Source organism: Citrobacter sp. C6_1 (assembly GCF_014596835.2).
GTDB classification, from domain to species: Bacteria; Pseudomonadota; Gammaproteobacteria; order Enterobacterales; family Enterobacteriaceae; genus Citrobacter; species Citrobacter pasteurii.
This window is the reverse complement of record NZ_CP115031.1, coordinates 2,367,889-2,381,245: the sequence shown is the minus strand read 5'-3', so window position 1 is coordinate 2,381,245 and position 13,357 is coordinate 2,367,889. Positions and strand designations below refer to the sequence as shown.

The window sequence follows — 13,357 nt, the reverse complement described above, 5'->3', positions numbered from 1 at the left end:
TTACTGAGCGGTAGGTTGTAACAGGCTGGAACCCGGTGTTTTGTGATCGGCCAGATATTGCTGTTGGAAGATACACATACGGATAGTGTTGCGGTATTGGCCGTTGATAAAGAATTCATGAATCAGCTCGCCTTCGACCATAAAGCCGAGTTTACGGTAGATGTGGATAGCTTTTTCGTTCTCTTTATCAACGATCAGATACAGCTTATACAAGTTGAGTACGGTAAAACCGTAATCCATCGCCAGCTTTGCCGCGCGCGTTGCCAGTCCTTTGCCCTGATAATCAGGGGAAATAATGATCTGAAATTCAGCCCGGCGGTGCACATGGTTTATTTCAACCAGCTCCACCAGCCCGGCTTTCTCACCGTCACACTCGACCACAAAACGGCGTTCACTTTGGTCGTGAATGTGTTTGTCATACAGGTCTGACAGCTCAACAAACGCTTCGTAAGGTTCTTCAAACCAGTAGCGCATGACGCTGGCGTTGTTATCAAGCTGATGGACGAAACGTAAATCTTCACGCTCCAGCGGGCGCAGCTTTACACTGAGGGCGCTTGCCATATCGTATCCTTTCAATATCTTCTGGTGAGCACAATGATTATGGGGCAACGGTGCGGCCAGTGCGGCGATCGAGACAACGCAGGGTGTTAGGCTCCCAATACGCATTCAGGTTCGCGCTTTGTTCGCATTTATCACGGTTATCAAAAGCAGCGTCGGCTTTGTCCCACTCTTTCTCTGTACGCTTGTTGACTTTCTGACGCAACTGACGCGTATCGTTCCATTGTTCCTTTTCCATTGCAGCCTGTTGACGACTTTGCGCACTGTCCCCGGACTCTATGACCAGTTTACTGGTTTCAGCAAATACGGAAGAGGTGTACACGGCCGCCGCCAGCGTCAGCATGGCCGTCAGACACAGGCGTTTGGTCAGTGTAATTTTCATGGCGAATTCCTTTAATGAGAAAGGGAAAAAAACGATAAAACAGGGTTAAATTCTACACTATTCCTGCGCTAGGGCATACCCACTGGGCGCATATGGATACGTTGGACATATTCTGTCGTATTATGGTTAAACCGAAGGTAACTGAATAACTCCAATGCTTAAGACAACATTACTTTTCTTCGTCACCGCGTTATGCGAAATCATTGGCTGCTTTTTACCCTGGCTCTGGCTTAAGCGTGGGGCGACGGCCTGGTTGCTGGTTCCCGCTGGGGTGTCATTAGCGCTGTTCGTCTGGTTGCTGACGCTACATCCGGCGGCGAGCGGGCGGGTATATGCCGCGTATGGTGGTGTCTACGTGGTGACTGCACTGCTCTGGTTACGCATTGTCGATGGCGTAAAACTGAGCCTGTACGACTGGTCCGGCGCGTTAGTGGCACTGTGTGGGATGTTGATCATCGTGGCCGGATGGGGGCGCGCATAGCGCCTTTTTTGTGATCGGTGAGCGCTTTTTTGATCTTTATACTTGTATGGTAGTAGTTCAGTTGGGTAAATTTCCTGCATCACAAGAAGAGATGTAAGGATTAAAAAATGAAGATTGTCGGGGCTGAAGTTTTTGTTACCTGTCCAGGACGTAATTTTGTCACGCTGAAAATCACGACAGACGATGGGATCACCGGATTAGGGGATGCCACACTAAACGGGCGTGAATTATCCGTGGCGTCCTACCTGAAAGATCATGTGTGTCCACAGCTAATTGGACGTGATGCGCATCGAATTGAGGATATCTGGCAGTTTTTTTACAAGGGGGCTTACTGGCGTCGCGGCCCGGTAACGATGTCGGCGGTTTCTGCGGTGGATATGGCTCTGTGGGATATCAAAGCGAAGGCGGCGAACATGCCGTTGTACCAGTTGCTGGGGGGCGCATCGCGCGAAGGCGTCATGGTGTACTGTCACACAACGGGTCATTCCATTGATGATGTGCTGGAGGATTACGCGCGTCATAAAGAGATGGGATTTAAAGCGATCCGTGTGCAGTGTGGTGTACCGGGGATGAAGACCACCTACGGTATGTCTAAAGGTAAAGGCCTGGCCTACGAACCGGCGACCAAAGGCCAGTGGCCGGAAGAGCAACTGTGGTCGACGGAGAAATATCTCGATTTCACACCGAAATTGTTTGAAGCCGTCCGCAACAAATTTGGTTTTGATGAACATCTTCTGCATGACATGCATCACCGCCTGACGCCAATTGAAGCGGCCCGTTTTGGCAAAAGCATTGAACAATACCGTTTATTTTGGATGGAAGATCCTACTCCGGCTGAAAATCAGGCGTGCTTCCGCCTGATCCGCCAGCATACGGTCACGCCGATTGCGGTAGGGGAAGTGTTCAACAGTATCTGGGACTGCAAGCAGCTTATTGAAGAACAGCTGATCGACTATATTCGCACCACTATTACCCACGCAGGCGGTATCACCGGTATGCGTCGTATTGCTGATTTTGCCTCACTTTATCAGGTGCGCACGGGTTCTCATGGACCTTCCGATTTGTCGCCAGTCTGCATGGCCGCTGCGCTGCATTTCGATCTGTGGGTACCAAACTTCGGGGTGCAGGAATATATGGGGTACTCAGAACAGATGTTGGAAGTGTTCCCGCATAACTGGACCTTTGATAACGGCTATATGCACCCAGGTGACAAACCCGGTCTCGGTATTGAGTTTGACGAAAAACTTGCAGCGAAATATCCGTACGATCCCGCATATCTGCCGGTCGCCCGTCTTGAAGATGGCACGCTGTGGAACTGGTAAGGAGTGATTTGCTATGAAAAGTATTTTGATTGAAAAACCGAATGTGCTGAATATTGCCGAGCGACCGGTACCTGAACCCTCAGCAGGCGAAGTCCGGGTAAAGGTGAAACTGGCGGGAATTTGTGGTTCTGACAGTCATATTTATCGTGGACACAATCCATTTGCACAATACCCGCGCGTGATTGGCCATGAGTTTTTTGGCGTGATTGATGCAATAGGCGACGGTGTTGAGCCTTCGCGAATGGGGGAGCGGGTGTCCGTTGATCCGGTCATCAGTTGCGGACATTGTTATCCCTGTTCAATTGGTAAACCTAACGTTTGTACATCGCTGGTGGTGCTGGGCGTGCATCGTGATGGCGGTTTCAGCGAGTACGCTGTCGTGCCGGCGAAAAATGCCTGGACGATCCCCGATACCGTGCCCGATGAACATGCCGTTATGGTCGAACCGTTTACCATCGCCGCAAACGTAACCGGGCAAATTAATCCGACAGAAAACGATATTGCTCTGATTTATGGCGCGGGTCCTATGGGGCTGACCACCGTACAGGCACTTAAACGTGTCTATAAAGTAAAAACTGTGGTGATTGCCGACAGAATCGATGAACGATTGGGTATGGCAAAGCAGTGCGGTGCCGACTGGGCAATCAATAATAGTCAGCAATCGTTGCAAGATTTCCTTGCGGAAAAAGGGCTAAAACCGACCATCATCGTGGATGCGGCTTGTCATCCATCCATTTTACAGGAGGCTATCACGCTGGCATCGCCAGCCGCGCGGATTGTTTTGATGGGCTTCTCCAGCGATCCTTGTCAGATTGTTCAACAAGGCATTACCGGGAAAGAACTTTCAATCTATTCTTCAAGATTAAATGCCAATAAATTCCCGGTAGTTATTGATTGGTTGGTCAAAGGACTTATCGACCCTAATAAACTCATTACCCATACTTTTGACTATCACCACGTTACCGACGCAATTGAATTGTTTGAGAAAGATCAGCAGCACTGCTGCAAAGTTTTACTCACATTCACTGAATAATATTAATAACTGCGAGTAAGTGGTACGCATCTTACCTCTTAGAGATAGCCAATATGAATCAAGAAAAACACGAAAGGTCAACGAAAGATCTGGTGAGAGCAGCCGTTTCAGGATGGTTAGGGACAGCTCTCGAATTTATGGATTTCCAGTTATATTCATTGGGTGCCGCACTGGTATTTCATGAAATATTTTTCCCGGAACAATCTGCCGCGATGGCACTCATTCTGGCAATGGGTACCTACGGTGCGGGATATATTGCTCGTATCGTTGGAGCATTTATATTTGGCAAAATGGGCGACAGCATTGGACGTAAAAAGGTGCTGTTTATTACCATTACCATGATGGGGATCTGTACAACATTAATAGGCGTACTGCCAACGTATGCACAAATCGGTATCTTTGCGCCCGTATTACTGGTGACGCTGCGTATTGTGCAGGGTCTCGGTGCAGGGGCCGAAATCTCTGGGGCTGGTACAATGCTCGCTGAGTACGCACCAAAAGGAAAGCGCGGTATCATTTCCTCTCTTGTTGCAATGGGAACTAACTGCGGCACATTAAGTGCTACTGCAATCTGGGCCGTGATGTTCTTTGCCCTTGATCGTGAGGAATTGTTAGCCTGGGGTTGGCGAATTCCGTTTCTGGCGAGTGTAGTGGTTATGGTTTTTGCCATCTGGTTGCGAATGAATCTCAAAGAAAGTCCAGTATTTGAGAAAGTTAATAATGAGGAAAACGCACCTGCATTGAATAACCCGTCAGAAAATACGCTGGGTGCAATGTTTACCAGTAAATCTTTCTGGTTGGCAACCGGCTTACGTTTTGGACAGGCGGGTAACTCAGGTCTAATTCAGACTTTCCTTGCCGGATATTTGGTGCAAACATTGTTGTTTGATAAATCAATACCGACAGATGCCTTAATGATTAGTTCTGTGCTTGGTTTTATTACAATACCCTTACTAGGGTGGTTGTCAGATAAATTTGGTCGCCGTTTACCATATATAATTCTGAATATATCTGCAATTATTCTTGCTTATCCAATGTTATCGATTGTTGTAGATAAAACGTATAGCCCCGGCGTCATTATGACAGCGCTGATTGTTATTCATAATTTTGCGGTGCTGGGATTGTTCGCACTCGAAAATATCACCATGGCTGAAATGTTCGGTGCGCGTAATCGCTTCACCCGAATGGCAATTTCAAAAGAGGCCGGTGGATTGGTGGCCGTTGGTTTTGGTCCTGTTCTGGCCGGTATTTTCTGCAACATGACAAATTCCTGGTGGCCGATTCTGGTGATGGTTATGGCTTACTCGCTCATTGGTTTGGTTTCAGCATTGCTAATGCCTGAAGTGAAAGACCGTGATTTGAGTGTACTGGAAGATGCTGCGGAAGTGAGCAAAACCGAGACGGTTCGTGCTGGAGCCACTCAGGCTGGCTAGTACGGACAGGGTATGGTCAGGTCTGAACTGATGGCCTGATCATGCTATTACACAGCTTTAAATGATGTCATACCAATCATAGAAAGTTTAATGCAAATCAAAACATACAACCATACAGGCGTTACTCTGAGACAATCCTGATTTCATTGATAAGTAGGTCATACAATGCAAAACAAGCTCTTAGCGGCAAAGGCTGCACTTCCTGGCTACGATCGTACAAAACTGGTTCCGCGTATTGTTCATCTGGGGTTCGGTGCTTTCCACCGTGCACACCAGGGGGTATACGCTGACATTCTGGCTGCAGATCACAATAGTGACTGGGGATATTGCGAAGTAAACCTGATTGGTGGAGAGCAGCAGATTGCTGATTTGAAACAGCAAGATAACCTGTACACCGTTGCGGAAATGTCTGCGGATGCCTGGACCGCAAGAGTTGTTGGCGTGGTTAAAAAGGCGTTGCATGCGCAGGTTGATGGTCTGGAAGCTGTACTGGCTGCTCTGTGTGAACCGCAGGTGGCGATCGTTTCCCTGACCATTACTGAGAAGGGGTATTGCCATTCTCCAGCAACCGGACAATTGATGCTGGATAACCCGATGATTGCCGCCGACCTGCAAAACCCAAAACAGCCGAAGACCGCGCCGGGTGTGGTGGTTGAAGCATTGGCTCGCCGTAAAGCCGCTGGTTTAGGTGCGTTTACCGTGATGTCCTGCGACAACATGCCAGAAAACGGCCATGTGATGCGCAATGTTGTCACTGCGTATGCCCGGGCGGTGGATGCTGAGCTGGCGGCATGGATCGAACAACATGTGACGTTCCCGTCAACAATGGTTGATCGTATTGTCCCGGCGGTAACCGCAGATACGCTGGACAAAATTGAACAACTTACCGGGGTACGCGATCCGGCTGGTGTGGCATGTGAACCGTTCCGTCAGTGGGTCATTGAAGATAACTTTGTCGCTGGGCGTCCAGAGTGGGAAAAAGCCGGGGCTGAACTGGTGGCAGATGTTATCCCGTTCGAAGAGATGAAGTTGCGCATGCTTAACGGCAGCCACTCTTTCCTTGCTTACCTCGGCTACCTGGCAGGATATCAACACATCAACGACTGCATGGGTGATGAGAACTATCGTGTCGCTGCCCGCGCGTTGATGCTGCAGGAGCAAGCGCCAACATTAAAAGTGAAAGGGGTGGATCTCCAGCATTATGCCGACTTACTGATTGACCGCTATAGCAACCCTGCGTTGCGCCACCGTACCTGGCAGATTGCCATGGACGGTAGTCAGAAACTGCCGCAACGTATGCTTGACTCTGTGCGTTGGCATATCGTGCACGGTAGTGGTTTTGATCTGCTTGCACTCGGTGTGGCGGGTTGGATGCGCTATGTCGGGGGCGTGGATGAGCAGGGACAAGCCATTGAAATTAGCGATCCGTTGCTGCCAGTGATCCAGCAAGCGGTACAGAACAGTCACGAAGGTGAAGATCGTGTGCAGGCACTATTGGCAATTGACGCTATTTTTGGTGATGAACTGCCGCAAATTGAACTGGTTAAAAAGCGGGTTACAGAAGCGTACCTGACTTTGCTGGCGGAAGGCGCGAAGGCAACGGTTGCGAAATATGCTGCGAAATTACAGTCAGTAAGATAACGCGTTATGTCGCCATCCGGCTTTAACGACAGCCAGATGGCGCATTGTTTTTGGCATTCACACCAATTAGTTCATGCCTAAACGAATCAGTTCGAGGGGGGCATATTTGCCTTCACATCCTTCGATTTCCACTGTTTTACCGCGGCGGATTTGCTCAGCGGTCAGGCCGTCGGTGTCAATGGCTGTAATACGGCCGGTGAGTCCGCTGTCACTAATCATGACGCGGCTGCCAGTGGTGATTGCGTTGCGGTTACGATCGTATGTTTTCATGGTGTTTTCTCCTTTCCAACTTACCGTCAAAGCCCGTGGGCTTTTAGTCCCACGTAACGGGCGCAATATAAATACGCTTCTCGATAATGATTTTTTTTGTTTTCGATCAAAATCACAGCTTTTTTTATAGGGATATGCAGGAGAGGGGATCTTTCGGGGAAACTCACCTCAGTGAGAGGTGAGCTACGTATTAGTCTTCGCTAAACCAGTCGCTATTTTCCTGACGAATAAGCTGAACAGATTCGCTAATTTCCTGTAGATGCAGCATCATTGCATGCCCGACGGCATCGCCATCATGCTTTACTAGCGCCGCAAAGATATCATGGTGCTGACGAAGTAGCATTTCAGGTGGGGAGACGTGATCCAGACTCATATAGCGTACACGGTCAATCGTGGCTTTAATATTCTCGACGGTGTCCCAGGCAAGCTGGCAATCAGCGATTAATGCCAGTTTCTGATGAAATTCATCATCAAGCTGGAAGAAATCGTTGAGCTGTTTACGGTCAATGGCAATGCGTTGCTGATGCAGGTTTTGTTCCAGTTGATAGCACTGGTTATCGGTGATCATCGAGGCGGCGCGGCGGGCCACGGCACACTCAATGGCCTGACGTACAAAACAGCCATTTTGCACCTGCGACAGCGAGATCTTATTCACGTAACTGCCACGTTGTGGACGGATCTGAATCAAACCGTTTTCTGCCAGTTTGATGAATGCCTCTCGTACCGGCTGGCGAGACACGTTAAAGCGTACGGAAACCTCCTTCTCCGACAATGGCGTACCGGGCGCAATCAGACAATGCACGATATCGCTGCGAAGAATACGGTAAATCTGTTGATTTACCGGCTGTGTAGGGTTGAGCTGCGTTTCTACGGTCATTCATTCTTACTTATTAAAGAGTTAACCCGGCTATTTTATCACTTATTGAGCGCTTTCTATACCCGGCACAAGGCCGGGTATCTCATTTAGCTTCGATGCACGCTAAGCCCGGCAAAAGACTGGGTGACTGGCATCATCTCAAGGGTATTGATATTGACATGAGCCGGTAACGAAGCAACCCACCATACGGCTTCAGTGACATCTTGCGGAGTCAGTGCAGTGGTATTTTCGTAGGTTTTACCTGCTTTATCATCGTCGCCTTTGAAACGCACATTAGAGAACTCGGTACCGCCAACGAGTCCGGGTTCAATGTCGGTAACGCGGATTGCTGTGCCGTGTAAGTCTGTACGCAGGTTCAGACTAAACTGACGAACAAACGCTTTGGTTGCACCGTACACGTTCCCGCCAGCGTACGGCCAACTACCGGCGGTAGAACCGATATTAATAATGTGGCCGCGGTTACGCTCGACCATGCCAGGCAGAACGGCACGAGTCATATAAACCAGGCCTTTGTTGTTGGTATCGATCATGGTTTCCCAGTCATCGACATTCGCTTTGTGGGCTGGCTCAAGACCCAGCGCCAGACCGGCATTGTTGACCAGAATATCGATATTGCGCCATTCGGCAGGCAGGGCGTCCAGCATCTCTTCAATGGATGCGCGATTGCGTACGTCAAGCTGGGCGGTATACAGATTATTGCCCAGTTCATCTTTCAGTTCCTGCAGACGTTCCTGGCGGCGTCCGGTGGCAATAACTTTATGCCCACTCTCAATAAAACGACGCGTAATACACTCACCAAAACCTGCTGTTGCTCCGGTTACTAAAACGATCATCTCACTGTTCCTCAACGCTTTTTATGTAGTACTACCATAGCACGTCATTTCTGTTCAGAGCTATTCCTGCTTAACGAGATTGCGGTCGAATCCTGGGAGGCCTACTCTAGTAAACAAATCGTTTTCAGGAGGAAAAGATGTCGTTAACAAATCCTTTTTTGCACCACAGCACATTACCTTACCAGGCACCGCAATTTGATCAGATTGAAGATTGCCATTATCGGCCCGCGTTTGATGAAGGTGTGAAACAAAAACGCGCTGAAATAGCGGCGATTGTGCAAAACCAACAGACTCCTGATTTCACAAATACGTTGCTGGCGCTTGAGCAAAGTGGGGCGTTGTTGACGCGCGTCAACAGCGTTTTCTTTGCGATGACGGCAGCGCATACCAACGATAAGCTGCAGCGTCTTGACGAGGAATTCTCCGCCGAACTGGCCGCGCTGGCCAATGATATCTATCTCAATGACGCACTTTTTGCGCGTATAGATGCCGTCTGGCAGCAACGCTCTTCGCTGGCGCTGGAAGGTGAATCATTGCGTCTGTTGGAGGTGGTTCACCAACGCTTTGTGTTGGCAGGTGCGCGTCTTAATGACGCCGACAAAGCGCGTCTGAAAGCGCTAAATACGGAGTCGGCGACGTTAACCAGCCAGTTCAATCAGCGTCTGCTGGCGGCGAACAAAGCGGGGGCACTGGTCGTGGATGATGTCCGGCAACTTGACGGACTCAGCGCAGAAGAAATTGCCGTTGCGGCGCAAGCCGCCAGCGACAAAGGACTTGAGGTTCGCTGGGTTATCCCACTATTGAACACCACACAACAACCGGCACTTGCTGCGTTACGCGATCGACAGACACGAGAAAACCTGTTTACCCAGGCATGGACGCGAGCGGAAAAAAATGATGCCAACGATACCCGCGCTATCATTAAACGGCTGGTGGAGATCCGCAGAGAGCAGGCAACATTACTGGGTTTTGCGAATTTTGCAGCCTGGAAAATTGCCGATCAGATGGCGAAAACGCCAGAAGCGGCACTTTCTTTTATGCGGGCGATCGTGCCCGCTGCACGTCAACGCGCGCTGAATGAGCAGGCTGAAATTCAGAAAGCGATTAATCAGCAACAGGGACAATTCGAGGTTGAGGCCTGGGACTGGGCATATTATGCCGAGCAGGTGCGTCGTGAAAAATATGCTCTTGATGAAGCTCTGCTTAAACCTTACTTTGCCCTGGATACGGTGCTGAATGAAGGTGTTTTCTGGACGGCAAACCAGCTATTTGGCATTAAATTCATCGAGCGTTTTGACATCCCTGTTTATCATCCGGATGTACGGGTTTGGGAGATTTTCGATCATGATGGCGTAGGACTGGCGCTATTTTATGGTGATTTTTTTGCCCGTGAATCAAAAAGCGGTGGTGCCTGGATGGGAAATTTTGTTGAGCAATCTCTGCAAAATGAAACCAGACCGGTAATTTACAACGTCTGCAATTATCAGAAACCTGCTCAGGGCCAACCCGCCTTGCTGCTGTGGGATGATGTCATCACATTGTTCCATGAGTTCGGACACACGTTACATAGTCTGTTTGCCAGCCAACGGTATGCAACGCTGTCAGGCACGAATACTCCGCGTGATTTCGTCGAGTTCCCGTCGCAGATTAACGAACACTGGGCGAGTGATCCGCAGGTTTTCGCGCGTTATGCTCGCCATGTTGAAACAGGTGAAAAAATGCCCCAGCCATTGCTGGAGAAGATGCAACGGGCCAGCTTGTTTAACAAAGGCTATGATATGACGGAGCTTCTCAGTGCTGCATTGCTGGATATGCGCTGGCACAGCCTGGAGCAGAGTGTGTCATCGCTGTCAGTTGATGAGTTTGAGCAGCAGGCCCTGGCTGCGGAAGGATTGGATCTGCAGGCTGTACCACCGCGTTATCGCAGCAGCTATTTTGCCCATGTCTTCGGTGGTGGCTATGCCGCAGGATATTACGCTTATTTATGGACGCAAATGTTGGCCGATGACGGCTATCAGTGGTTTGTAGAGCAGGGCGGGTTGACCCGTGAAAACGGGCAGAAATTCCGCGAAGCGATTTTGTCCCGTGGTAACAGCACTGATTTAGCTGAGCTTTATCGCCAGTGGAGTGGCCGCGACCCCAAAATGGAGCCAATGCTCAAACACCGTGGTTTGAGCGCTTAAGACATTGTCAGCCAAAAAGTTAAACCGGGCGCGATGCCCGGTTTTTAGCGTGATTTTTTCTTCCCCAAAATGTGAAATGGATGAATGACGATGAGGTTGCCAACAAAGGTCGAGCTGATTTCATTCTGCTTTGCTGTTACCTGGGTTATTTGGTGTGCATGGGCAGACAAAATCACTCATGACACGTACCTTTTTGACGGGGTGCTTTATAAGTCAGTTATTATTGGAATCGCCTTTCTGCCAGGCGTGTTCATGGCCTGGCGCGTGTACCTAAGAAATAAGTACGTAGCAGATAGGGTTAAGCGGCTTTTTGGCGTTTTCCTGACCGTTACGATGTGCCTGAGTTTTACTTTTTGGAACGTTCCAGAATTAATAATGATTTCATCAGCTAATCAGCATGTGAGTGATAATTTCAGATTCAAGATGAAATACCCCATTCAATCTGGAGGAAGAACCCGGTCATGTAAGGCTCGTGTTATCTACTATGACACATATCTGAAGCGTGAAATCGCGCTCTGCCACTGGGATGATGCTCCCTCTTTTTTCTATAAGGATTATATTCGGGTTGATAAGTTGATTTCAGGTATGGGCGGGCAGATTCTTTACCACGAAGCCGTTCATTGAGGAAATCGTCTTCAAGTGTCACATTTCATGCGGTTAATATTATCGTCGTTTTTTGCGATTTAACTCAGAGGTGTTTTGTTTCATTAAATATAAAACAAGAAAAATAACATCCATTCTATCATATTGATTATCAAGGTTATTTTGATTGCGGGTTAATATATTATCATGCAAGGTGATTTTTGTTCGCTTTCTTTAATATTAATTACTATTAAAAAATTTACATAAGTTTTCCTTTTTGGCGCTAAAATGCCCATGTCTAAATGTTCATACAGGGAAGGAAACCGTGATGATCAGAAGAACGCAGGAAATAGATGTAATTTTAATCGAACTTAACAAATCAATTGATGCTCATTATAAGTGGCTAGTGAAAATGTTCCGCTGTGTGGTGTCATCAGATGTTACTCAGCCTGATATTTCGGGCGATGACTCTCACGCTATTTGTCAATTTGGGCAGTGGCTCAAAGACCATCCACAGCACGATGATGATGAATGCAGTTATGTCAGCAATATTCACGCGACACATGAAAAAATGCATTTGTTAGGCAAGGAATTGCTATTGGCAATCGTGGAAGAGCGTAGCCATTCATGGCATTTCGACAGTTTCCAGGATGCGTTACTGGCATTTACGTCTGCGGTCATGGACTACAAAATATATTTACTGACTATCCGCAGTAATATTGATGTGTTAACAGGTTTGCCAGGCAGAAGAATGCTTGATGAGTCGTTTGATCAGCAGTTACTCGATGCTGAGCCGCTTAACCTGTACATATTGTTGCTGGATATCGACCGTTTTAAACATGTTAATGATACCTACGGACATCTGGTTGGTGACAGGGTGTTGCGCAGTCTGGCGTCAAATTTATTAGCATGGACCCGATATGATGAGGTTGCCTATCGCTACGGTGGTGAGGAATTTATTGTCATCATCCGAACCAAAACGGACGAGCAGGCTTGCCAGGCAGGGTTGCGTCTTTGTCATCTGATTGGCCAGAAAAAAATCCCTTATCCAGAAGGCGAAATCGGCATAACGGTAACGGCTGGCATTACCAGAGTTCAACAGGGTGAAACGCTGGACAACGGGCTTGGACGTGCTGACAGAGCCATGTATGAAGGGAAACAGACCGGCAGGAATCGCTGCATGTTTATGGATGAAAAAGAGGAAATCACGTTAGTTGGCACCAATGATCAACTGACACCGCGCGTCAGAGCGTGAATTTTATCAGCGTAGATCTGCTGTAGTTACGTTTCGTTTAACTTCCATTGTGGTTGTCAATGATATGTTAGCTGACTATCCGTTATCTTCGCAGGGAATTGTCAGATAACGTATAAAGCAAAACACAAATCTATCCATGCAAGCATTTACCGCTGGTTTCTCCGGCGGTTTTTTTTATCTGTAATTCAGAGAAATGATTCAGGGAAGGGAAGCCGGTAAAAAAATGGCCCCTTGTGCAGTTACGCGACAAGGGGCCGGTTCGGTGCAGGATTATCTCCGTTCATCAATCATCCCATCTGTGACTAAAATACGCGGCCAGGAAACCGGAAAATAAAATAATTCCCAGAACAGCCATAAAAATATTCATATTACCCAGCATAGTAAATGCTCCTTTATCTATGAGTTTCCTCTCTTACCTTAATTTCACCTCGTTAATGACTATAGTAGCAATTTGAACTTAAACAAAGAGTGAACTGTGTGAATATTTCGTCTGAAATGTAAGATTTT

14 protein-coding genes are annotated in these 13,357 nt (G+C 48.2%); 8 read left to right on the top strand and 6 right to left on the bottom strand.

Going from position 1 to position 13,357, the window contains the following annotated elements; genetic code table 11:
- Complete coding sequence (gene speG, locus IB196_RS11565) at positions 1-561, bottom strand: spermidine N1-acetyltransferase (RefSeq protein ID WP_005121151.1); 561 nt, start codon at positions 559-561, stop codon at positions 1-3.
- A 37-nt stretch (positions 562-598) separates the two neighbouring features.
- Positions 599-940: a DUF1283 family protein gene (locus tag IB196_RS11560; protein WP_005121150.1), complete on the bottom strand. Its 342-nt coding sequence runs from the start codon at positions 938-940 to the stop codon at positions 599-601.
- A gap of 154 nt (positions 941-1,094) precedes the next feature.
- Here IB196_RS11560 and IB196_RS11555 point away from each other — a divergent pair, with 154 nt between their 5' ends.
- The 5 genes from IB196_RS11555 (at position 1,095) to IB196_RS11535 (ending at position 6,850) form a co-directional block, all read left to right on the top strand.
- Positions 1,095-1,421 carry a YnfA family protein gene (locus IB196_RS11555; protein ID WP_005121149.1) on the top strand — a complete coding sequence of 109 codons (327 nt, stop codon included), beginning with the start codon at positions 1,095-1,097 and terminating at the stop codon, positions 1,419-1,421.
- Positions 1,422-1,528: 107 nt separating this feature from the next.
- Complete coding sequence (rspA, locus tag IB196_RS11550; protein WP_155021038.1) at positions 1,529-2,743, top strand: starvation-sensing protein RspA; 1,215 nt, start codon at positions 1,529-1,531, stop codon at positions 2,741-2,743.
- Positions 2,744-2,756: 13 nt separating this feature from the next.
- Entirely contained in the window at positions 2,757-3,776 is a 1,020-nt protein-coding gene (locus IB196_RS11545; protein WP_040231131.1) for a Zn-dependent oxidoreductase, read from the top strand.
- Between the two features lie 53 nt (positions 3,777-3,829).
- Positions 3,830-5,209, top strand: coding sequence for an MFS transporter (locus tag IB196_RS11540; RefSeq protein WP_040231128.1), 1,380 nt, complete (start codon positions 3,830-3,832; stop codon positions 5,207-5,209).
- A gap of 165 nt (positions 5,210-5,374) precedes the next feature.
- Positions 5,375-6,850, top strand: a complete 1,476-nt coding sequence (locus tag IB196_RS11535; RefSeq protein WP_005121145.1) for a mannitol dehydrogenase family protein — start codon at positions 5,375-5,377, stop codon at positions 6,848-6,850.
- Between the two features lie 66 nt (positions 6,851-6,916).
- On the opposite strand, the gene ydfZ is transcribed toward IB196_RS11535, so the two are convergent.
- The 3 genes from ydfZ to ydfG form a co-directional block, all read right to left on the bottom strand.
- Positions 6,917-7,120 (bottom strand): putative selenium delivery protein YdfZ, encoded by a 204-nt coding sequence (ydfZ, locus tag IB196_RS11530; protein ID WP_005121144.1) that lies wholly within the window; start codon positions 7,118-7,120, stop codon positions 6,917-6,919.
- A gap of 190 nt (positions 7,121-7,310) precedes the next feature.
- Positions 7,311-7,997, bottom strand: coding sequence for a GntR family transcriptional regulator (locus IB196_RS11525; protein ID WP_005121143.1), 687 nt, complete (start codon positions 7,995-7,997; stop codon positions 7,311-7,313).
- Positions 7,998-8,083: 86 nt separating this feature from the next.
- Entirely contained in the window at positions 8,084-8,830 is a 747-nt protein-coding gene (ydfG, locus tag IB196_RS11520) for a bifunctional NADP-dependent 3-hydroxy acid dehydrogenase/3-hydroxypropionate dehydrogenase YdfG (protein ID WP_005121142.1), read from the bottom strand.
- Between the two features lie 137 nt (positions 8,831-8,967).
- Here ydfG and dcp point away from each other — a divergent pair, with 137 nt between their 5' ends.
- The 3 genes from dcp (at position 8,968) to IB196_RS11505 (ending at position 12,850) form a co-directional block, all read left to right on the top strand.
- Complete coding sequence (dcp, locus tag IB196_RS11515; RefSeq protein WP_188231610.1) at positions 8,968-11,013, top strand: peptidyl-dipeptidase Dcp; 2,046 nt, start codon at positions 8,968-8,970, stop codon at positions 11,011-11,013.
- An 84-nt stretch (positions 11,014-11,097) separates the two neighbouring features.
- Entirely contained in the window at positions 11,098-11,637 is a 540-nt protein-coding gene (locus IB196_RS11510) for a hypothetical protein (RefSeq protein WP_137378524.1), read from the top strand.
- Positions 11,638-11,923: 286 nt separating this feature from the next.
- Complete coding sequence (locus IB196_RS11505; RefSeq protein ID WP_188231611.1) at positions 11,924-12,850, top strand: diguanylate cyclase; 927 nt, start codon at positions 11,924-11,926, stop codon at positions 12,848-12,850.
- A 283-nt stretch (positions 12,851-13,133) separates the two neighbouring features.
- Here IB196_RS11505 and mgtS read toward each other — a convergent pair whose 3' ends face one another.
- A complete protein-coding gene (gene mgtS, locus IB196_RS11500; protein WP_003032406.1) occupies positions 13,134-13,229 on the bottom strand; it encodes a protein MgtS in 96 nt (31 codons plus the stop codon).
- Positions 13,230-13,357: the final 128 nt, after the last annotated feature.